This window comes from Halomonas sp. DP8Y7-1 (assembly GCF_019801685.1).
Classification (GTDB): Bacteria; Pseudomonadota; Gammaproteobacteria; order Pseudomonadales; family Halomonadaceae; genus Halomonas; species Halomonas litopenaei_A.
This window is the reverse complement of sequence record NZ_JAHVIN010000014.1, coordinates 1-21,672: the sequence shown is the minus strand read 5'-3', so window position 1 is coordinate 21,672 and position 21,672 is coordinate 1. Positions and strand designations below refer to the sequence as shown.

Annotated in this window: 22 protein-coding genes; 19 read left to right on the top strand and 3 right to left on the bottom strand. The window is 63.1% G+C overall.

Annotated elements, in window-relative coordinates; all coding sequences use genetic code 11:
* Positions 1-11: 11 nt before the first annotated feature.
* Together KUV41_RS16995 and KUV41_RS16990 are read left to right on the top strand one after the other, a co-directional pair.
* Positions 12-212, top strand: coding sequence for a hypothetical protein (locus KUV41_RS16995; protein ID WP_222486852.1), 201 nt, complete (start codon positions 12-14; stop codon positions 210-212).
* 401 nt (positions 213-613) lie between these two features.
* Complete coding sequence (locus KUV41_RS16990; RefSeq protein WP_222486851.1) at positions 614-2,389, top strand: GGDEF domain-containing phosphodiesterase; 1,776 nt, start codon at positions 614-616, stop codon at positions 2,387-2,389.
* A 129-nt stretch (positions 2,390-2,518) separates the two neighbouring features.
* Here the strand turns inward: KUV41_RS16990 and KUV41_RS16985 are convergent, their stop codons facing one another.
* The 3 genes from KUV41_RS16985 to flgA form a co-directional block, all read right to left on the bottom strand.
* The gene (locus tag KUV41_RS16985; protein WP_222486850.1) at positions 2,519-2,968 is read right to left on the bottom strand and encodes a flagella synthesis protein FlgN; all 450 of its coding nucleotides are present in this window, start codon (positions 2,966-2,968) and stop codon (positions 2,519-2,521) included.
* Positions 2,965-3,267 (bottom strand): flagellar biosynthesis anti-sigma factor FlgM, encoded by a 303-nt coding sequence (flgM, locus tag KUV41_RS16980; protein WP_206941881.1) that lies wholly within the window; start codon positions 3,265-3,267, stop codon positions 2,965-2,967. Before flgM ends, KUV41_RS16985 begins: the two co-directional genes overlap by 4 nt.
* Before the next feature lie 152 nt (positions 3,268-3,419).
* Positions 3,420-4,199 carry a flagellar basal body P-ring formation chaperone FlgA gene (flgA, locus tag KUV41_RS16975; RefSeq protein ID WP_222486849.1) on the bottom strand — a complete coding sequence of 260 codons (780 nt, stop codon included), beginning with the start codon at positions 4,197-4,199 and terminating at the stop codon, positions 3,420-3,422.
* Positions 4,200-4,239: 40 nt separating this feature from the next.
* On the opposite strand from flgA, the gene KUV41_RS16970 reads away from it, so the two are divergent.
* From KUV41_RS16970 to KUV41_RS16890, 17 genes are all read left to right on the top strand, one after another.
* Entirely contained in the window at positions 4,240-4,395 is a 156-nt protein-coding gene (locus tag KUV41_RS16970; RefSeq protein ID WP_206941877.1) for a hypothetical protein, read from the top strand.
* Positions 4,392-4,808: a flagellar basal body rod protein FlgB gene (gene flgB / locus KUV41_RS16965; protein WP_206941875.1), complete on the top strand. Its 417-nt coding sequence runs from the start codon at positions 4,392-4,394 to the stop codon at positions 4,806-4,808. Before KUV41_RS16970 ends, flgB begins: the two co-directional genes overlap by 4 nt.
* 39 nt (positions 4,809-4,847) lie before the next feature.
* Positions 4,848-5,252 carry a flagellar basal body rod protein FlgC gene (gene flgC, locus KUV41_RS16960; RefSeq protein ID WP_222486848.1) on the top strand — a complete coding sequence of 135 codons (405 nt, stop codon included), beginning with the start codon at positions 4,848-4,850 and terminating at the stop codon, positions 5,250-5,252.
* 4 nt (positions 5,253-5,256) lie between these two features.
* Positions 5,257-5,952, top strand: a complete 696-nt coding sequence (gene flgD, locus KUV41_RS16955) for a flagellar hook assembly protein FlgD (protein WP_206941871.1) — start codon at positions 5,257-5,259, stop codon at positions 5,950-5,952.
* 120 nt (positions 5,953-6,072) lie between these two features.
* Positions 6,073-7,317, top strand: coding sequence for a flagellar hook protein FlgE (gene flgE, locus KUV41_RS16950; RefSeq protein WP_222486847.1), 1,245 nt, complete (start codon positions 6,073-6,075; stop codon positions 7,315-7,317).
* Positions 7,318-7,379: 62 nt separating this feature from the next.
* Positions 7,380-8,135, top strand: a complete 756-nt coding sequence (flgF, locus tag KUV41_RS16945) for a flagellar basal-body rod protein FlgF (protein ID WP_206941867.1) — start codon at positions 7,380-7,382, stop codon at positions 8,133-8,135.
* A 60-nt stretch (positions 8,136-8,195) separates the two neighbouring features.
* Complete coding sequence (gene flgG / locus KUV41_RS16940) at positions 8,196-8,978, top strand: flagellar basal-body rod protein FlgG (RefSeq protein WP_206941865.1); 783 nt, start codon at positions 8,196-8,198, stop codon at positions 8,976-8,978.
* A gap of 175 nt (positions 8,979-9,153) precedes the next feature.
* Entirely contained in the window at positions 9,154-9,807 is a 654-nt protein-coding gene (locus KUV41_RS16935; RefSeq protein ID WP_261396113.1) for a flagellar basal body L-ring protein FlgH, read from the top strand.
* Positions 9,808-9,817: 10 nt separating this feature from the next.
* Positions 9,818-10,957: a flagellar basal body P-ring protein FlgI gene (locus KUV41_RS16930; RefSeq protein WP_261396095.1), complete on the top strand. Its 1,140-nt coding sequence runs from the start codon at positions 9,818-9,820 to the stop codon at positions 10,955-10,957.
* Entirely contained in the window at positions 10,957-12,183 is a 1,227-nt protein-coding gene (flgJ, locus tag KUV41_RS16925; protein WP_222486845.1) for a flagellar assembly peptidoglycan hydrolase FlgJ, read from the top strand. The genes KUV41_RS16930 and flgJ overlap by 1 nt, the downstream gene beginning before the upstream one ends.
* Before the next feature lie 94 nt (positions 12,184-12,277).
* Entirely contained in the window at positions 12,278-13,918 is a 1,641-nt protein-coding gene (flgK, locus tag KUV41_RS16920) for a flagellar hook-associated protein FlgK (RefSeq protein WP_222486844.1), read from the top strand.
* Positions 13,919-13,931: 13 nt separating this feature from the next.
* Positions 13,932-15,167, top strand: coding sequence for a flagellar hook-associated protein FlgL (gene flgL, locus KUV41_RS16915; protein WP_222484104.1), 1,236 nt, complete (start codon positions 13,932-13,934; stop codon positions 15,165-15,167).
* Between the two features lie 247 nt (positions 15,168-15,414).
* Positions 15,415-15,768, top strand: coding sequence for an ArsR/SmtB family transcription factor (locus KUV41_RS16910; RefSeq protein WP_222486843.1), 354 nt, complete (start codon positions 15,415-15,417; stop codon positions 15,766-15,768).
* Between the two features lie 16 nt (positions 15,769-15,784).
* A complete protein-coding gene (gene arsC, locus KUV41_RS16905; protein ID WP_222486842.1) occupies positions 15,785-16,207 on the top strand; it encodes an arsenate reductase (glutaredoxin) in 423 nt (140 codons plus the stop codon).
* Positions 16,204-16,932: an arsenical resistance protein ArsH gene (gene arsH / locus KUV41_RS16900; RefSeq protein ID WP_222486841.1), complete on the top strand. Its 729-nt coding sequence runs from the start codon at positions 16,204-16,206 to the stop codon at positions 16,930-16,932. Before arsC ends, arsH begins: the two co-directional genes overlap by 4 nt.
* A 13-nt stretch (positions 16,933-16,945) precedes the next feature.
* Positions 16,946-18,250 (top strand): arsenic transporter, encoded by a 1,305-nt coding sequence (locus tag KUV41_RS16895; RefSeq protein WP_222486840.1) that lies wholly within the window; start codon positions 16,946-16,948, stop codon positions 18,248-18,250.
* 915 nt (positions 18,251-19,165) lie between these two features.
* Positions 19,166-21,672: Ig-like domain-containing protein (locus tag KUV41_RS16890; protein WP_222486839.1), on the top strand; the 2,507-nt coding region annotated here is incomplete at its 3' end.

The following is a 21,672-nucleotide window of genomic DNA, read 5'->3' as shown; positions in this document are numbered from 1 at the left end:
TTGGAGGTGGTATGACGGTGGATGAGCATCAGCGGGTAATCGATGAGCTTCAATCTGTCATCAATGATACCCAACATACCCTTGATCGTTTTGAGGCTGCTTGCATGGAGGATAAAATGCCGGAGGACTACGACAGGCTACTGACCATCCTTGATGATGCCGTGACCCACCAGAGGGCACATACGCTGGCGATGTTGTCCAGCGTGACCTGACGTTGCCGTTAAGCTGCTTCATGCTCCAATGTGTGACGACTCGACACTTCCCGTCTCCTGACCTGCCCCTTCGCTAGAGGCTCACGGAGAGAAGGCGCCGGCAAGTCATCATGCCTGGTGCCAGCCGTTGGCTGACATGACCTTCTGGGGATCATGATCTTGGGCCTGCTCCATTAGGCGCATGCATCGATAGGGCGTCACGTCCTTCTTCATGCACAGCTTGCAAGTGTGATCTCACCGCTTCTCCTCTATGGTGTCTCGTTTTGCCGAATAATCGTGCAAAAACTGCCCGTCCGAGGGCTAAAGAGTGCACTTTGCCAGCCGATAATGACTATATTAGGTAATGCGCACCGCTTACCTTTTTCTGGGCAGGGCACATGGCTAAGGATCGACGAGGAGACATGGGCCCAAGGTCGCTGTCGCAGGCAGATGGCGGAGGCACCGTGACGCGCCACCCGTCGGTGGTGGCGGGGCTGGTATTGGACCGGGCACCGGTCTGTATGGCACTGATTGACGCCAACGACAGGCTGGTGTGGGTCAACACGGCCCTGACGGTGCTGGCATGCCCCACCGGCGGCGAGCTGATCGGGCGTAATCTCAACGAGTTGTTTCGCCCCTTCGTCAACCTGCTGGGAGAGCGTGGCAGCTATCACACCCTGTCACCCGGTGAGGAATGGCAGCAGGCCTGGCTGCTGGTAGATGACAGCGCCAATGCTCGCCTGGGCCTGATGTCCTGTGTTTCCTTCGATCGCGACGCGGGCGAGGCGGACTCGTTGGCAGAGCCGCTAATGTGGCTGGTCACCTTTATCGACCTCAACGCTGACGCCGAGTCGGTGCTCGAGCGCCGCCATGCGGATATCGGCAGCGTGGCCAGCGCCTGGATCTTCGAAGATCGTCTGTCCCACGCCTTCGAACGTGCCGACCGGCTGGGCCAGCGCCTTGGGGTCATGCTGGTCGAGCTGCATGGTATTTCACGTTTGATGGTGGAGCATGGCGCCGAGGTGGCGTCACGTGTGTCACGCCGCGCCGGCCGCCGCCTGGTCAACACCCTGCGACGCGAAGACAGTGTGGTGCAGCTCGACCGGGAGCGCTGGGGCATCCTGCTGGAGCATCCGATGTCCCCCGAGACCCTCCAGGTGATCGCCGATCGCTGCCTGGAGGCGCTGGAACCCCCGTTTACCCTGTCCGGCTACTCGCCTGCGCTGATCGAGCCGCGCATCGGTATTGCGCTATGCCCTGAGGATGGAGAAGAGGCGGGCGAGCTGCTGGCCCATGCGGAAAAGGCGCTGGAAGAGGCGCCGCTGGGTAGCTTTGCCTTCTATGACGGCAGCCTTCAGCAGTTGATGGAAATCCAGCAGTGCTTCCGTCAGGAGCTGCAGGAAGCGCTGATGTTTCCCGACCAGCAGCTGTACCTGGTGTTTCAACCCCAGTTCGATCTGTCCTCGCGACATTGCTGCGGGCTCGAGGCGCTAGTGCGCTGGCGCCATCCCCGCCGCGGGGATATCGCCCCGGAGGAGTTTCTGGGGCTGGCGGCGGAGATGCAGCTGATCGATCGGCTGGACCGCTGGGTGTTGAAGGAGGTCATGGCCCAGCGCCGGCGTTGGCGCGAAGCAGGGCTGGTGCTGGGGGACTGGGATGTGGCGGTGAACATTCATCCCTGCCTGCTCGATCAGGTCAGCTTTGATGGCCGGGCGCTGGACCTGTATCTCCGTCAGCTGTGCAGTGCAGACAGTGGTGGCGACGAGCGTCTTGACTGGCTGAGCCTGGAGGTCGATGGCACCGGTCTGTTCGAGGTGGGCTACCGCCAGTCTCACCTGCTGCGGCGGCTGGTGGCGCTGGGTATACGGCTGGGGGTGGACCGGCTGGGCCAGTCCCCGGTGGACCTGTTCGGTATGGCCTCGCTGCCGGTCTCCCTCGGCAAGCTGGGCCCCGATACCCTGCGCGCGCTGGCCGAACCCTCATCGAGTGCACGCCAGAGCGTCGCGGCGCTGATTCGCTGCTTCGAGACCCTGGAGTTCACCGCGGTGGCCGTTGGAGTAGAAACCGCCAGCCAGCTCGAAACGGTACGAGCGCTGGGGCTGATGCGGGCTCAGGGGCATTTGCTGGGGGCGCCGTTGGAAGCTCACGCACTGCTGGCCTGGGTGGCGGCGGGAGCGAGGCCGGCGGCACCGCTGTAGTCATACGGCCACTGCCCGGCTGTCGGTGCTGGCTGGGCAGCCGCAGTGTGGGTAACTGCAGTATGGGTAACTGCGGTGTGAGTCACTGACGTGTGGAAAACAGCAGAACTGGCGGAGAGTTGCCGCGGCTCAGGCCGAGACGTTCAGGCGCGAGGGTTGCAGGCGGGTACGCCCGTCTGGCCGATAGACGCTGGCGTTGGCGATGCGGTGAATCTCGTCGAGCATCTGTTGGTTGTGCTGCATACGCAGGCCGAGCAATTCCCCGCAGCGCAGGTTGGCGCGGGAGACGTCCCTGGCCATCGCCATGGTGGAGTCCCACTGCGCGATACAACCTGCATCCATGGCGGCCTGGCGCGCTCCCTCGCGGTCGTCGGCGTAGCCCAGGCGGCACTGCACCTGACGACGTCGCGCCTCGGTCTCGGCAAGTTGCTGCTGAATCTCCGACTTGCGCGTGGCCAATCCCACCAGGGCCTCGGTGTCGACCTGGCCTTGCACCAGGCACTCCTGCTCCTGCTGCAGCAGTCCCAGCAGATCGCTCAGGCGGGTGTGCTGCTGATCCAGCAGGCGGATGAGGCTCATGACGGATCGCGTCCGTTGCCGGCCGCCGGCTCGTCCAGCATGCTGCGAATACTGTCGATCAGCCCGTCGGCGATCCGCTCCGGATTGATCTCCAGGCGACCTTCACGAATGGCGTCGCGAATCTCTTCTACCCGTGCCATGTCGATGTCCTGGCTGGCATCGGCCGCCGGACGGCTGAGGTGGGTCTGGGCGCCGGCTTCCGCCGATGACGAGGTGCCAGCGGGCGTCGGTTTTTCGCTCTGCTGAGGCCCTTCGCTCTGGGCGGGGCGGGTCAGCGGCTGTTGCGAATCGATTTTCACGGGCATGGCCTCACAAGATTGGCGCTAGAAGCAGGCGCGGCTGACGTGCCTGACTCGGTAACTAGAAAGGGTATCGGCAGCGCTGCGCCAAACTTTAGGCCAGCAGGGTCTGGATGACCAGTGGTGGGCGCTGCAAGCATGAAGGGAAGCGGCTAGAAGGCCACCGCCAAGCGCCCGCGATCGACCACCCTGGCCTCAAGCACCTGGCGCCGATCCACCCTGACGCGCACCCTGTCCCCCATTCCTCCTGCCTCCAGAGCCTCGCCCTGGCGGCTAATGCGAAAGCCGCGTCCGCTGGCTTCCACCGCGACCTGTTCGCCTCGTCTGACGAGTTTCGGAGCGCTGAGCTGGTGGCTGGCCAGGGCCTGCCCCTGTCGGATGCCGCGCCGGGCGACCTGGCCGATGGCGCTGGCAGGGTCGTTCAATGCCTGGGAGGACAGCCGGGCCAGATCGACCCGCTCACGGCCCAGCATGTCGTCGCTCAGGCGCTCTCCGGGGGCAATGTCGCGAGCCGCCACCAGCTGCCAACCCATGCGGGTGATGTCAGCCTGCAGATAGCGCGTGCGGTGCGACTCCCCGGCGCAGCGCAGCCCGACCGAGACCCGTCCGGCCAGGCGCGTACCAGCGCGAGGCAGAAAGGGCTCTGCTGCCTGGCAGTCCGTCAGGTCTGCCGCCGGTGCAAAGACCTCGATCTGCAGGTCTTGTGGCGAGGCGCCGTCGGCCAGCGCCTGCTCGAACAGAAACCCCTCGACCCGATCAAGCAATGCGGTGTGCTGCGGTTCATCCGCGGCCTGTGCTGTGCAGGCAATGGTCAGCAGGGACGTGGCCAGCAGGAAAATGACCAGCAGCAGTCGCGCCAGCGGCGCAAGGCTTGAGCGTCGCTGCGGGTCCAGCAAGGAAAGGGTGTCTAGGCGCTGCGAACGCTGTGGCATGGCGGGTACCTGTCGCCGAAAACATGGCCTGGGATGGCGTATGGCACATCAGTCTAGCCTTGGCGCGGCGCCGGTATGGATCGAAATGGGCACGCTTATGACGGCTGTTCACGGCTTTGTGCTGACACCGGGCTGGGTATTCTTCATCGTCGAAACCTTTGTCTTTGTTCCCTGCCTACGGAGCGCACTGGGATGATCGATCAGCTCGAAGCCTCTCTGGCCTTTCATCAGCAGGCCTTGTCGCTGCGACAGGAGCGCCAGAAGGTGCTGGCCAGCAATATCGCCAATGCGGATACCCCTGGCTACAAGGCCCGCGACATGGATTTCGCCCAGGCGCTGGAATCCGCTACCCGCGGCATGTCTCAGCCGGGGCTGGCGCTGTCGCGGACCTCTGGCCATCACCTGTCGGGGCACGGCAGCGCGCTGTCCCTGGGCGGCAGTGAACTCAAGTATCGCGTGCCGGAACAGGCAAGCCTCGATGGCAACACCGTGGACATGGATCGTGAGCGGGCGGCGTTTACCGACAACTCGGTGCGCTATCAGGCTGCGCTGACCATCCTCAACAGCCGCATCCAGGGCCTCAAGCAGGCCATGCAGCCAGAGCAATAAGCCCAGGCCACCATTTATTCCACGCAGGGAGAGCGCTCCATGTCGATGTTCTCGATCTTTGATATTTCTGCCTCGGCGATGACCGCCCAGTCTCAGCGCATGAACGTCACCGCCAGCAATATGGCCAACGCCGACAGCGTGGCCGGCCCCGATGGCGAGGCCTACCGAGCGCGTCAGGCGGTGTTTGAATCGCGCGCCGCCAGCGACGGCATCGGCGGTGTGGCGGTGCGCGAGGTGGTCGAGGATCCCTCTCCGCTGCGTCAGGAGTACCGCCCCGAGCACCCGCTGGCGGACGATGCCGGCTACGTGTCGATGCCCAACGTCGACCCGGTGGGCGAGATGGTCAACATGATCTCCGCCTCCCGCTCCTATCAAGCCAACGTCGAGGTCATGAACACCAGCAAGCAGCTGATGCTCAAGACGCTGACCCTGGGCGAGGGCTGAGCCGATGGCCACTACCATTGATCCCAGCGTCTATAACGCCGTCAATGCCGCGACTGCTCAGGCCAGCTCCAAGCAGGCCTCCGATGAGCTCGGCGACAACTTCATGACGATGCTGGTGACGCAGCTGCAGAACCAGGATCCACTCAACCCCATGGACAACAGCGAGATGACCTCGCAGTTGGCTCAGATCAATACCGTATCCGGCATCGAGGATCTCAACGAGACCATGTCGTCGATCACTGGCCAGATCAATGCCGGCCAGGCGCTGCAGGCGACCTCGCTGATCGGCAAGGGCGTGCTGGTGCCCGGAGATCGCATCGTCATGGCCCACAACGACGATGGCACTCCGGTCTCCACGCCCTTTGGTGTCGAGCTGGATAGCCCCGCGGCCGAGGTCAAGGTGACCATCACCAACGAGTCCGGCGAAGTCATCAATAGCTACAACCTGGGCCCGGCGTCGGCGGGGAGCGAGTCGTTCCAGTGGGATGGCATGACCGCGGAGGGCGTGGCCGCCCCTGAAGGTGCCTATCGCGTCAGCATCGATGCCACCGGTGTCGAGGGTGAGGCGCTGTCGGTCACCGCCTTGAACTATGCCCAGGTGGGGGGTGTGTCCCCGGCCACGGACAGCGGCCAGGTCATGCTCGACCTTGGCGCGGTCTACGGCCAGGTGGCGCTCAATGATATTCGCCAGATTCTGTAGGGCGAGTCGAGAGGTCGCTGGCGACGTCCAGGCTGTGCCGACTAGGCTGCCGTGCGCCGCTGAAGGTCGAGAACATGATCGTCGAGTCATCGACGCAGGGAACTATCTAAGGAGTGTGACATGGGCTTTTCACAAGCGCTTAGCGGCCTGAATGCCGCCGCCGACAGCCTGGATGTGCTGGGCAACAACATCGCCAACTCGCAGACCGTGGGCTACAAGAGCGGCAGCGCCCAGTTCGCCGACGTCTTCGCCAATTCCCAGATCGGCCTGGGCACCAAGGTCTCCACGGTGCTGCAGGACTTCAGCGGCGGCAACCTGGAATCCACCAATCGTCCTCTGGACCTGGGCATCAGCGGCGATGGCTTCTTCCGCATGGAACAGAACGGCCAGGTGGTGTACAGCCGCAATGGCCAGCTGACGATGACCCCGGATGGTTACCTGCAGAACGCCCAGGGCGCCCGCATCATGGGCTACGGCGTCAACGCTGCCGGTCAAGTACAGGTCGGCGGTCAGCCCGAAGTACTGCAGATCGAGGCCGACGAGATGCCGGCCAGCGCCACCACCGAGGTGGCCACCACCTTCAATCTGGACTCGCGCAAGGAAGTGGGCGTCGACACCAACAGCGTGACCCTGGCCGGGTCTGGTGGCGCCACCAACGTGCCGGTGGCGTATCACTACTCCAACAACTTCACCGCCTACGACTCCCTCGGCAACCCGCGCAACGTGACGGTCTACTACGAGAAGACCGGGCCGAATACCTGGACGGGCACCATGGCGATGGACGGCAAGGTGCTGATGGATGGGGCCGATCCCAAGGCTCTAGATATGAAGTTTGACGCCAACGGCTTGCTCAGTGAGCCGGACCCAGCAAGCTTTTCTTTGGTTTTTGATGCCGCTGACTACTTTGATGGTGCTGCTGCGGAAATGAAGCTCGACTTCGATATCTCCGGCTCCACCCAGTTCGGTAACAGCGCCAGCACCACGGCACTGAACCAGAACGGCTATACCTCCGGCGCCCTGGTCGGTATCAGCATCCAGGACGACGGCACCGTGGTGCGCAGCTACTCCAATGAGCAGACGCGCCCGGCCGGTCAGATCGCCTTGGCCAACTTCCGTAATCCGGAAGGCCTGTCCCCTGCCGGTGACAACACCTGGGCGGCCACCGACGCCTCCGGCCAGGAGCTGGTCGGCGCCCCGGGCACCGGTCTGCTGGGCGGCATCCAGTCCGGCGCCATCGAAACGTCCAACGTCGACATGGCCAAGGAACTGGTCAGCATGATCGTCACCCAGCGGGCATATCAGGCCAACTCCCAGACCATCAAGACCCAGGACGAAGTGCTGCAGACCGCCATCAACCTGCGCTGATGATGACCGCCCCGGCTGCTGCCGCAGGCAGTGGCCTCCCAGACGCCCCAGAGGGATAGCCGATGGATCGCATGCTCTATACCGCCATGAGTGGCGCCCGCCAGACCATGGAACAGCAGTCGGTGGTCAGTCACAACCTGGCCAACGCCTCCACCTCCGGGTTTCGGGCCCAGCTGCATGCCATGCGCGCGGTGCCGGTGGAAGGCGAAGCGCGTCTGGATACTCGGGTCTCTACCGCCGCCACCACGCCAGGCACCGACTTCACGCCAGGCGCGATTACCCGCACAGGGCGCACCCTGGACCTGGCCATCGACGGTGACGGTTTTCTGGCCGTGCAAGGTGATGATGGCGGCGAGGCCTACACCCGTCGGGGAGACCTGCAGGTCGATGCCAATGGCCTGCTGACGTCGATGGGGCGTCCGGTGATCGGCGAGGGCGGCCCGATTCAGATCCCGCTGGAGGCCGAGCTGTTTGTCGGCGCCGACGGCACCCTGAGTGCCATCGGCATGGGCCAGGACCCGGACGCCCTGGCGGAAGTGGGGCGACTCAAGCTGGTCGCTCCCGAGCCTGGCGAGCTGGAGCGTGGCGCAGACGGACTGTTCCGCGCGACGGGAGCCAACGGCCAGCCGGCTGAGCTGCCGGCGGCGGAGCAGGTCACGGTGGTCAGCGGAGCCCTGGAAGGCAGCAACGTCAATCCGGTGGAGGCCATGGTCTCGATGATCGATGTGGCGCGCCGCTATGAGCTGCAGACCAAGATGATCTCGAGCGCTGACGAAAACGCCCAGAAAGCCAACGGCCTGCTGTCGCTGAACGGCTGATACCACGGCCCCTGAATACAGGCCGGCGCTGGCAAGGCCCGGCACGAGGAGAGAAGCACCATGATCAAGTCGCTGTGGACGGCCAAGACCGGACTCGAATCGCAGCAGGTCCAGCTGGACGTGATTTCCAACAACCTGGCCAACGTCTCGACCAACGGGTTCAAGCAGTCCCGCGCCGTGTTCGAGGACCTGCTGTACCAGAACATGCGTCAGCCGGGGGCCCAGAACAACGTCCAGGATCGCCTGCCGTCCGGCATGCAGATCGGTTCCGGTGTGCGCCCGGTAGCCACCGAACGGCTGCATACCCAGGGTGGCCTGGAGTCGACCGAGAACTCCCGGGACCTGGCGATCAATGGCAAAGGGTTCTTCCAGGTACTGATGCCTGATGGCACCACCGCCTTTACCCGCGACGGCAGCTTCCAGCTCGACGAGAACGGCCAGATGGTGACCGCCAATGGCTATCCGCTGGAGCCGGCCATCATCATTCCTGACAACGCCCTGTCCGTGGACATCGGCGAGGACGGCATCGTCTCGGTGACCCAGCCTGGCACCAGTGAGTCCGACGAGGTCGGCCAGATCACCATCTCGACCTTCGTCAACGCCACTGGGCTTCAGTCCATCGGCGGCAACCTGTACGTGGAGACCAGCTCCTCGGGGCCGCGCAATGAGCTGATGCCCGGCATGAACGGTGCCGGTCGCTTGCTGCAGGGCTACGTCGAGACGTCCAACGTCAACGTGGTGGAAGAGATGGTCAGCATGATCGAGACCCAGCGCGCCTACGAGATCAATTCCAAGGCGGTGCAGACCAGCGACGAGATGCTGGCGCGCCTGGCGCAGCTGTGATCTCGGCCTGTCACTGACACGCCCCTGACCATCGATGTGCTGACACCCTGAATCACGTCCCCTGATAGCGCTGGAGCCGGCCATGTACGCTGACACTCACTCTTCCCTGCGGCAGCCACGTACTGGCGTTGATGGGGGCTCTCATGCGGTGCTGGGGCCAGCGCTGCGCCTGCTGATGCTGGCCCTGGCGCTGGCCGTGCTGGCGCTGTCGGGCTGTGCCCAGATTCCTCATGCCTCGGTGGTCGGCGAGCAGGAGCAGATCGAGATCCCCGATCGCCCGTTGCCGGTGGCCAACGGCTCGATCTTCCAGAAGGCACGGGGCTACCAGCCGCTGTTCGAGGATCGTCGTCCGCGCAGCGTCGGCGACATCCTGACCATCGTGCTGGATGAAGAGGTCAGCGCCAGCAAGAACTCTCGCTCCAACGCTGATCGTGATGGCAGCTCCAGCCTGACCTTCACCCAGGTGCCGGATGGTCTGGAAGACCTGCTGGACTATGGCTTCGAGATCGACGGTGACTCGGACTTTGCCGGCGGCGGCGGCTCCCAGGCCAACAACTCCTTTACCGGCACCATCACCGTATCGGTGATCGAAGTGATGAACAACGGCAACCTGAGAGTGCGCGGCGAGAAGCAGATCGCCATCAACCAGGGTACCGAGTTCATTCGCTTCGGTGGCGTCGTCAATCCGCGCTTCATCACCACCCAGAACACCGTGCTTTCCACGGCGGTGGCCGATGCCCGTATCGAGTATGTCGGCAATGGCTATATCAACGAGGCCCAGCACATGGGCTGGATGCAGCGCTTCTTCCTGAACGTTTCTCCCTTCTAGGCCTGGCATCATGAGACATCCTGTTTCCCGTCGCCCCATCCTGACCCTCGGCAGTCTGATGCTGGTGCTGCTGATCGGCCTGAGCGCCTGGTCGTCCCTGGCCCGCGCCGAGCAGGTCCGCGACCTGGCCACTTTTGCCGGTGTGCGCGACAACCAGCTGGTGGGGTATGGCCTGGTGGTGGGGCTGGATGGCACCGGCGACCAGACCATGCAGGCGCCGTTCACCGGCCAGAGTCTCAACAACATGCTGTCCCAGCTGGGTATCACGGTGCCGCCGGGGACCAACATGCAGTTGCGCAACGTGGCAGCGGTGATGGTGACCGCCGACCTGCCGCCCTTTGCTCAGCCGGGACATCGCCTGGATGTGGTGGTCTCGTCGATCGGTAATGCGCGGAGCCTGCGCGGCGGCAGCCTGCTGATGACCCCGCTGAAGGGGGCCGATGGAGACGTCTACGCGCTGGCCCAGGGCAATCTGTTGATCAACGGCGCCGGCGCGCAGTCCGCCGGTTCCAGTGTGCAGATCAGCCATCAGGCCGCGGGTCGCATCGCCGGTGGTGCGATGGTCGAGCAGACCGTGCCGCTGTCGCTGGGCAGCCGCGACGGGGTGCTCGAACTGCAGCTCAACCAGGCCGACTTCGGCACCGCCGAGCGCATGGTGCGAGCCATCAATGACGAGTTCGACTACCCGGTGGCGTCAGCGCGCAACGGCGGAGTGATCGCGCTGAATGGGCCGACCAACGCCAACTCCCGGGTCAACTTCATGGCCAGGGTCGAGAGTGTGGAGCTGACGCCAATGCCGGCCCGAGCCAGGGTGGTGTTGAATTCGCGGACCGGCTCCATCGTGCTCAATGGCAGCGTGACCCTGAAGCGGGCAGCGGTGGCCCATGGCAACCTGTCGATCGTCATCGATACCGCCTTTGGCGTCAGCCAGCCTACGCCCTTCAGCGAGACCGGCAATACCGCGGTCGTGCCGGACTCCGACATTACCATCAACGAGGAGCAGGGCACCCTGCAGATCGTTGAGGGGGCGAGTCTGCTGGACGTGGTGGACGCGCTGAATGCGCTGGGGGCGACCCCCAATGACCTGATGTCGATCCTGGAAGCGCTCAAGGCGGCAGGATCACTCAGAGCGGAGCTGGAGATCATCTGATGGCCATATCCGATCTGTCGTCGAACCTTCCACTGGGTCTGTCCGGGTCTGCGCTGGCAGGCGCCAGCCGTGCTACGGGCAGTGTGGGGCAAGCGGGCTTCGCGCTGGACATGCAGGGACTGTCGCGACTGAAGACCAGTGCGCGCCAGCAGGATCCGGCTGCCGCCGCTGAAGCGGCGCGCCAGTTCGAGGCAATGTTCATCAACATGATGATGAAGAGCATGCGCGATGCGGTGCCCAGCAGCGGCCTGACCGAGTCCCGCCAGACCCAGTATTACCAGTCCTTGCTCGACCAGCAGTGGTCGCAGACCATGGCTAGCCGTGGCATCGGCCTGGCGGATCAGCTGCTGCAGCAGCTGCGCGGGCCCCAGCCAAGCAGCGAAGAACAGCGTTCGGAGGTGGAGGCGTTGATCGCCGGGATACCGCGCGGTACCCCGCGTCCGCTGTCCAATGCATTGAGAAGCGACGCTCCGGCCGCTGATGAGGTCGAGATGCCCGCCAGCTTCCTGGATGAACTGGGCGCCGTTACCGCGGGGCTGGATCGGCGGGCAGCGGATGCCCAGATCAGCGGTCGCGAGGCACGCGACACACCGGCCCATGTCCAGGCCTTCCTCGACAAGCTAGCCGCGCCTGCCCAGGCGGCCAGTCAGGCCTCAGGCGTGCCGGCAGAGTTGATTCTGGCGCAGGCGGCCCTGGAAACCGGGTGGGGGCGTCATGAGATCGCCACCGCCGACGGCGGCAACAGCCACAACCTGTTCGGCATCAAGGCCGGTAGTCGCTGGGAGGGCCCCACGACCCGGATCACCACCCACGAGGTGGAGCAGGGGCAGCGCCTGCGCATTCGCGATGATTTCCGTGTCTATGGCTCCTTCGAGGAAGCCTTTACCGACTACGCCCGCTTGATCAGCGATAACCCGCGTTACGCCGCTGTGACCACGGCCCCCGATGCGGAAGCGGCCGCCCACGCGCTGCAGCAGGGGGGCTACGCCACCGACCCGGCCTATGCCGCCAAGCTGATTGCGGTCATGCATACCTTCGGTCCGCTGAGTGATGCACCCGCGGCGACCCAGGTGGCCGCCGTCGAGCGGGCCCGCGCTGACACGAGCACCCGCCAGGCCAGCAGCAGCCAGGCCAGCGATAGCAAGGCAAGCGTCAGCCAGGCCAGCGACAGCGGAGACTGGCTGGCACGGGCGGATATTGCGACGAACCCTACCCGCGTCTTCTAGACCCGCAACACAGCAACGGAAGAAATGGTGCTGTCGGCCTCAAGCCTGAAGCGGTTTGGCCGATAACGCTTCTATCGGCGAAAGGAATTCCACCATGAGCATGTTCTCCATCGGCTTGAGCGGTCTGAATGCTGCCCAGAATGCCCTGTCCACCACCAGCAACAATATCAGTAACGTCTATACCCCCGGCTACAACCGCGAGATCACGGTGTTGGGCGAGGGAAGTGGCGGTACCCAGGGGGTGCAGGTCAATGACATCGAGCGCCAGTTCAATCAGTACGTGGCGGACCAGCTCAATGGCTCGATCAGCGCCTACTCGGCGTTGAATGCCTACCAGACCCAGGTCAACCAGATCGATAGTCTGCTGGCCGACCAGGACGCCGGTCTGGCGCCGTTGATGCAGAACTTCTTCTCCTCGATGGAAGACCTGGCCTCGGCACCGTCTGATCCTGCTGCCCGTCAGGGCGTGCTGGGAGCGGCGGATACGCTGAGTGCCCAGTTCCGCGCCTTTGACAGCTACCTGCAGGACATGCAGGACGGCATCAATGGCCAGATTCGCGACGAGATCACCCAGATCAACAATCAGAGCGAGGCGCTGGCCTCCCTCAACCGCGAGATTGCCCTGGCGCGGGCCAAGACCGGCGAAGCGCCCAATGCCTTGCTCAACCAGCGCGACCAGCTGGTGACCGAAATGAGCGAGCGCATCGGGGTCGAACTGACGGTCCAGGACGGTACCTCCTACCGCGTCAATCTCCCTGGCGGTCAGCCGCTGGTGGCCGGCACACAGTCCTATCAGTTGAAGGCGGTATCGTCTCCCAGCGACCCCCAGCGCATCGTCGTCGGCTACCAGGATCCCGGGGGTGGCCTGCAGGTGCTGGATGAAGACGGTCTGCAGGGCGGCTCCTTGGGAGGCTTGATCCAGTTCCGCTCCGAGACGCTGGATCGCACCCAGAACCAGATCGGCCAGCTGGCGGTATCCATGGCGGTGGCCTTCAACGAACAGCATGCTCTTGGCAAGGACCTGGAGGGTATGGACGGTGGCGCGATGTTTGATATCGGCGCTCCCAGGGTCTTCACCCACGATGCCAATACGGGCAGTGCGACCCTGACGGCGAGCTTCGACACCGCCAATATCAGCGAGCTCGAGGCGGCGGACTACCAGGTGCGGGTCACCGATGCCGCGGCCACACCACCGACCTTCGAGGTCACCCGCAGCGATACCGGAGAGACGATCACCACGACCTTCGATGCGGTCGAGAACACCCTCAGTTTTGGCGGCGTGACGCTCGCCATCGACGATCCCACGGCGCTGGCCGATGGTGACCGTTTCGAGATTCAGCCGGTGCGTCGCGCTGCCGGTGAATTCGAGACCGCCATCAGCGATCCCGACAAGATTGCGGCTGGCCTGTCCGGAGCCAGCGGCGACAACGAAAATGCGCTGGCCATGCAGGGGCTGCAGGATGCGCTCACTGTCGGTGGCAGCGCGACGCTCAGCCAGGCCTACGCGTCACTGGTCAGCGACGTGGGCAACCGGACCAATGTGGTGCAGGTCAATCTGGCGGCACAGCAGGGGCTGACCGAGCAGCTCAGCGCGGTCAAGCTGTCCGAGTCCGGGGTCAACCTGGATGAAGAGGCGGCCAATCTGATCCGCTATCAGCAGTATTACCAGGCGAATGCCAAGGTCATCGACACCGCTACCTCGGTGGTCGACACCATTCTTGGACTGAGAGGCTAAGGAGCATCAGGTCATGCGTATCAGCACCGTTACCATGTTTGACCAGAGCGTCAGCTCACTGAACCGTCAGCAGTCCGACTTCATGCACCTGAGCCAGCAATTGGCGACCGGGCGCCGAGTGGTCAACCCGTCGGATGATCCCCAGGCGGCCTCCCGCGCGGTGTCGGTCAGCCAGGCCCAGGCGGTGACCCAGCAGTACACCGATGCCAGGGTCAGCGCACGCAATGCGCTGTCCCAGGAAGAAAGCGTGCTCAATAGCGTCAGCGACGCGCTGGCCAGTGCCAAGACCCTGGTGATTCAGGCGGCCAACGGCACCCTCAGCGATGCCGACCGTCAGTCCATCGCCAGCGACTTGCGCGGTATCTACGAGACAATGATCGGTCAGGCCAATGCGACCGATGGCAATGGACGCTATCTGTTCGGTGGCTATGCCGATGGCAGCGAACCGTTCAAGGACTCTGGCAGTGGCATCGAGTACGCTGGCGCCGATCAGGTGCGCAAGCAGCAGGTCGACGCCTCGCGCAAGATGCCGGTGGGGGATACCGGTGCCGACATCTTCACCAGCGTGCCCAGCGGTGCGGGCTACGTGGCTGAGCAGGGCAGCACCAATGCCGGTAGCGTGACCTTTGCCGGGCCTGATGTCGTCGATACCGCTGATGCGGGGTATGGCGAGCGCTACCGGGTCGCGTTCGGCGGCACGGCGGATGCGCCCACCTACAGCGTGGAGGTCGATGATGGCAGCGGCAACTGGGTCAGCGCCGGCGCTGCGTTCGAGGATCAGCCCTTTGCAGCCGATGGCACCACGGTAGAGGTGGGAGGCCTGCGCCTCGAGCTCGAAGGCGAGCCTGTGGCAGGCGATACCGTCGTGTTCGGCCCCGCCGACGAGATGAACACCAACGTCTTTACCACCTTCGAGAAGGTGTTGGCGGTGCTCGAAGCGCCGGCGGACACACCCGCCCAGCAAGCGACGCTGGAGAACACCCTCAACGGCGCCATGCGCGAGCTGGACGCCAGCCTCGACAACGTGCTGACCAAGCGCGCCTCGGTCGGCGCACGGCTCAATGAGCTGGACGTGATCGACTCGGTCAGCGGCAACCGTGAACTCAACTACGCCCAGACCATGTCGGACCTGGTCGACCTGGACTACAACCAGGCGATCTCTGAGTACAGTCTGCGCCAGGTGGGCATGCAGGCCGCCCAGCAGGCTTTCATCGGCATTCGTGACCTGTCGTTGTTCAACTATCTGTAAAAGGGGGTGGTGTGGGGCTTGCCCCCATGTCTCTTCCCGTCCCCATGCAAAAACGGCGCGTCCTCTCCAGGGCGCGCCGTTTTTATGACAGCAAGGGCACCGGCGAATCACCGGCCATCACTCTGTCCGTGGGGCTTGGGCCGGGCTCCTGTCACCGGCTACTCTATGCCGTTGCCCCATGCCGTTGCCGCCAGACTGGCCACTCCAGGGTTGACGTATCGATCAATATGTCCATAATTCCGGACATATGGACACTAAAGACTTTCAACCGACTCTCGATACCTTCGCGGCACTGTCCCAGCCTACTCGGCTGGCGGCCTTTCGCCTGCTGGTGCGGCATGAGCCCAATGGCCTACCGGCGGGGGAATTGGCGCGCTTGCTGGAGGTGCCCCACAACACCCTATCGGCCCACCTTGGCGTGCTCAGCCGCGCTGGGCTGGTCAGCCAGCGCCGGGAAAGTCGCTCGATCGTCTATCGGGCAGAACTGGCGCACATGGCCAGGACACTCGACTTCCTGGTGCGCGATTGCTGCGCCGGACGTCCTGAGGTGTGCCATCCGCTGGCCGACCTGATGACGCCTGGCTGTAGCGACCCCACCTGACGGAGCGACCCCGACCATGACCCTGATCTATCACAACCCAGCCTGCGGTACGTCACGTAATACCCTGGCGATGCTCAAGGCCTCCGGCGAGACCCCAGAGGTCATCGAGTACCTGGTGACGCCCCCCAGTCGCGAACGCCTGGTCGCGCTGATCGATGCCATGGGCATCACGCCGAGGGCATTGCTGCGCCAGAAAGGGACGCCCTACGCAGAGCTGGGCCTTGAACAGCCACACCTGTCGGACGAGGCATTGATCGGCGCCATGATGGCGCATCCCATCCTGATCAATCGGCCCATCGTGGTCACCGACCTGGGCACCGCCTTGTGCCGGCCCTCTGAGCGCGTGCTCGACCTGCTGGCGGCTCCGCTGTCGCGGGTGGGTGGCACCTTCACCAAGGAAGATGGCGATATCGTGACCCTCAAGGAGGGCAACTCATGACCGCAGCATCCTTGTTGCATGATCTGCCGAACATTGATCCCGAGCACTTCCAGGCCATCGATGTAGATGCCCTGGTACCCGCCGATGCTCCGCGCCATGCCCCGCGCATTCTGGTGCTGTACGGCTCGCTGCGCGAGCGCTCCTACTCGCGCCTGGTCGCCGAGGAGGCGGCGCGGCTGCTGACGGCTTTCGGCGCAGAGGTGCGCACGTTTTCCCCGGTAGGACTGCCGTTGCCTGACGGCGCCGAGGCCGATCATCCCAAGGTGGCCGAGCTGCGTGAGCTGGCGACCTGGGCCGAAGGCATGGTGTGGGTCAGTCCGGAACGCCATGGCGCCATGACCTCGGTGATGAAGGCACAGATCGACTGGCTGCCGCTGTCACTGGGCGGGGTACGTCCCACCCAGGGCAAGACCCTGGCGTTGATGCAGGTATGTGGCGGTAGTCAGAGCTTCAATAGCGTCAACCAGATGCGCATTCTGGGGCGCTGGATGCGCATGCTGACCATCCCTAATCAGTCCTCGGTGCCCAAGGCATTCAATGAATTCAACGAGGCGGGCCGGATGCGTCTGTCACCGTTGTATCTGCGTATCGTTGATGTCTGCGAAGAGCTGGTGAAGTTCACCTGGCTCAATCGCGACCGTGCGCGCTACCTGACCCAGCGCTACTCCGAGCGAGTGGAAAGCGCCGAGGCGCTGTCGGCGCGGGTCAATCAGGACAGTCTTTGACAGGGAGTCGAGCATGTTGGCCTTTGCTATTTTTGTGGTGACCCTGGTGCTGGTGATCTGGCAGCCGAAGGGGCTCGGCATCGGTACCAGCGCCCTCGGCGGCGCGCTGGTCGCCCTGGTGGCTGGCGTCGTCGACCTGCCCGATGTGCTGGTGGTATGGGATATCGTGTGGGACGCGACCTTCACCTTTGTCGCCCTGATCCTGATCTCGCTGATCCTGGATGAGGCCGGGTTCTTTGCCTGGGCGGCGCTGCACGTGGCCCGTTGGGGCGGTGGCAACGGCCGTCGCCTGTTTCCGCTGATTATCTTGCTGGGGGCGGTCATCGCGGCCTTCTTTGCCAACGATGGTGCGGCGCTTCTGCTGACGCCCATCGTCATGGCCATTCTGGTCCGCCTCAAGTTTTCTCCCCAGGCGTCATTGGCCTTCATCATCGCCACGGGCTTTGTCGCCGACTCCACCAGCCTGCCGTTGATCATCTCCAACCTGGTCAACATCGTCAGCGCCAACTATTTCGACATTTCCTTCAATCGTTACGCCATGGTGATGGTGCCGGTGGACCTGGTGTCACTGGCGGCCACCCTGGTGGTACTGGGCTGGATGTTTCGTCGCGACATTCCTGGGCAGTACGACGTGGCCTTGCTGGAAGAGCCGCGTCAGGCGATTCGCGACCCGCTGGTGTTTCGCGCCGCTTTTCCGGTGCTGACGGCGCTGCTGGTGGCCTTCTTTGTTACCGCACCGCTGGGCGTGCCGGTGGCGGTGGTGACCGGATCCGCCGCGCTGATCCTGGTGGCGCTGGCGGGGCGCTGGGTCCAGGGTGGGCGTAGCGTGATCTCCCTGCCCAAGGTGTTCAAGGGGGCGCCCTGGCAGATCGTGCTGTTCTCCGTGGGCATGTACTTGGTGGTCTACGGGCTCGGCAATGCCTGGCTGACGGCAGATGCCAGCGCCCTGCTGACCTGGCTGGGTGAACAGGGCGCCCTGGTAGCCACCCTGGGGACCGGCCTGGCGTCGGCGCTGCTGGCGTCGGTCATGAACAACATGCCGTCCACCCTGGTCGGAGCGCTGGCCATCGACCAGGCCCAGGTCAGCGAGCTGACCCGGGAGCTGATGGTCTACGCCAATGTGATCGGCAACGATCTCGGGCCCAAGTTCACCCCCATCGGTAGCCTGGCGACGCTGCTGTGGCTGCACGTACTGGCCGACAAGGGCACCCATATCAGCTGGGGGCAGTACATGAAGGTCGGCATCGTCATGACCCCGCCCGTGCTGCTGGCGGCACTGCTGGCGCTATGGCTGTGGTTGCCGGTGGTATCGCCGTGAGGAGGCAATATCTCTAAAGGCACTGATGCCATTTCGCGCCATCGTCCCTTGAGCCCACGGCTACCTGCAGCGTGTGTATTGCCAACTCGATGGCGATAGATCCGACTGGTAGCCGTTGTCGTCGCGGCTTTCTGAGTAGCGCTAGCTCGTTGGAGTGCTAGCGTTGAGGTAGCCGGGCACAGTGGAACCCTTCATGTCGATGGAAATTGTGGGACAAGGCGCTGTTTCCAGTTTTTTTTGCGGCTGATACTTTCTTCACCTGAACTGGCGGATACCCAAGGAGAGCCACTGTCATTTTGGCATGTGGCTGCGGCTAAGAGGTGTTCAGCCCGATCTGTGAGAGGTCTATCTCGCCGGTCCGTGGTTGCATGTTACCGCCTCCGCGGTTGAGCGATCTTTCTGTCGACTGAGCCTATTCAACATGAATGCAATGTTGGCATGGAGTGTTTTCATGCCAGGCATAAGCCGCTAGCGAATGAGAATTTTTCCATCAATTCACCTTTTGTCGAACAGTCTGGTGTTAAAGAAGTTATGTGTTTAAAAAGCGTTGTCGTCGAACTGTTTAGTCATATCCAAAGTTTCTTGTTGTAACAGTATTCTTTACTAAATATACGTTTCTTAAAATAAAGAATAGATAAAAAAGTGTTTTTTTATCAATTGGTTGCATTTCGCTCTTGTTAGCATGCTCACATCTCCATCTGCAAAGAAACATGTTTTATATGTTGTTTTTTTTATTTAACCGATTTTTAAACGGTTTTTCTCACCAGTAATATCGATTTTTCCCTCTTGCCTCTCCAGGTTCCTTTGCCTTACATGGTTAATCACAAGTCCTCTATGAAAATAAGTTGGGCTTGCTGTGAGCCAGAGCGAAAAGCGCAGGAAGCCAAAGGAACTGACAAGGGGTGTCGCATGGGAATGACTGTCAAAGTAAGCCGTCTGGATGAAACTTTATCCGAGGCTGTCGCGTGGGAGGTCGAGGGGGAGCTTGTTCTCGAGACGTCGAGCAAGGTATTGCTGGATATAAGCCCTGAGGATGTCATTTCCCTTGTTAGAGACGGCGACGATCTCATTGTCGAGATGGCCAACGGCCAGACGTTGAAGATCGCCGGGTTTTATTCCGACGCGGGCGCAGGCCAGAGCGAGCTTTACCTTTTAAATAGCGAGGGCGGGGTGGTCTGGGCGGACCTGGCGCCAGCCGCCGACAACGGCGTCGTTGCAGCGCAGTATGTCCCTCAGCCTGACATGGCCGGCTTCGAGATGGTGGCTGTAGCTGAAGAGGGTGGCAGCGGCTGGATTGGCGCTGCGATTCTTGGCGGTGCCGCCGCTGCGGGTCTGGCAGCTGCGGCATCCGATGATGGCAGCAGCGATGATAGCGATGACGCCCCGGTCAGTGATGACGGCAGCGACGATGGCAGTGACCAAGATAGCGACGGCAGTTCTGATCAGATAGCACCGCCAGCTCCTCAGATCGAAGACATCCGCGATGATACGGGGGGCGTCATTGGTCTTTTGGCTAGCGGCGACAGCACCGACGACACCACCCCGACGCTGTCCGGCAGCGCTGAAGCGGGCAGCACCATTACCATTCGTGACGGCGATACCGTGCTGGGTACCGTTATTGCGGACGATAGCGGCAACTGGAGCTTCACCCCCAGCGAGCCGCTGGCCGAAGGTAGCCACAGCCTGACAGTCACTGCCACCGATGCCGCCGGCAACACCTCGGAGGCGAGTGATGCCGTTGAGGTCACGGTCGATACCACCGCGCCCGATGTTCCGACCCTGAATCCGAGTGACGGCACTGTCATCAGCGGCAGTGCTGAACCCGGAAGCACGATCAACGTCGACCTCGATGGCGATGGCACGGTGGACTTGACGATCGTCGCTGATGAGACAACTGGAGAGTGGTCGGCGGAGCCCTCTTCGCCGTTGGCTGACGCTTCTATCGTCACGGTGACAGCGACCGATGCGGCGGGCAACACCAGCCCGGAAGCATCGTTGACGGTAGATGCTGCTGCCCCGGCGACCCCGAGCATTGCAGAAGTCGCGGACGATGAAGGTGGCGTCACCGGGGCACTAACCAGCAGTGACAGCACCGACGACACCTCTCCGACACTGTCTGGCACCGCCGAGGCGGGCAGCACGGTGACCATATTCGATGGTGATACCGAGTTGGGTACTGTCGAGGCTAACGGGAGCGGTAACTGGACCTTCACCCCTACCACTCCGCTGGCCGAGGGCAGCCATAGCTTGACGGTCACAGCGACGGATCCCGCCGGCAACACTTCGGAGCCGAGCTCCGCCTTCGAATTGAGCGTGGATACTAACGCTCCAGACGCGCCACTCACCAATCCGACCGACGGAACCGTGATCAGTGGCAAGGCTGAGCCGGGATGCATGGTCGAGATTGACATCCGCGGCGATGGCACCACGATGATGCGGGTTGAGGCAGACCCAAGGACCGGTGATTGGTCGGTGGCACCTTCTTCTCCGCTGACCGACGGCACCATGGTGGTAGTGGTGGCGATCGACGAGGTCGGGAACATCAGTCCGACAACCTCGGTAGCGGTAGATACCTCTCTGGATGACACCCTGGCTCCAGCCGCGCCGACCATCTCGGTGGGGGTGGACGACGAAGGCGACATCACCGGGCAGTTGGCCAGCGGAGACAGCACTGACGATACCACTCCGACGCTTTCCGGTAGCGCAGAGGCGGGCAGTACGGTAACCATATTCGATGGCGATACCGAGTTGGGGACCGTCGAAGCGAATGGGAGCGGTACCTGGACCTTCACTCCGACCGACCCGCTGGCCGAGGGCAGCCATAGCCTGACGGTCACTGCGACTGATGCCGCCGATAATACCTCGGATCCAAGTGACGCCTTTGAACTGAGCGTGGATACCGAAGCGCCAGAAGTGCCGGCCATCGTCCAGGTTCAGGACAATACCGGTGATATCACCGGGGCGCTGACTAGCGGTGATAGTACCGATGACACCACTCCAGCGCTGTCCGGCACCGCCGAGGCAGGCAGTACGGTAACCATATTCGATGGCGATACCGAGTTGGGGTCCGTCGAAGCGAACGGGAGCGGCACCTGGACCTTCACCCCGACCGACCCCCTGGCCGAGGGCAGCCATAGCCTGACGGTCACAGCGACTGATGCCGCCGATAATATCTCGGATCCAAGCGAAGCCTTTGAACTGAGCGTGGATACTACTAGTCCTGGCGGTGACGCCGGTACCGATGCCCCGACGCTGGCGATTGCCGAGGCTGAGGACGACAGCATCAACGCTGCTGAGCTGTCTGATGGGGTTCAGGCCAGCGTCGGTCTGACTGCCGGGACCCAGGCCGGTGACACCCTTACCCTGCAGATCGATAACGCGGACGACGTGACCTACACCGTGACGGCGGACGACGTCGACGC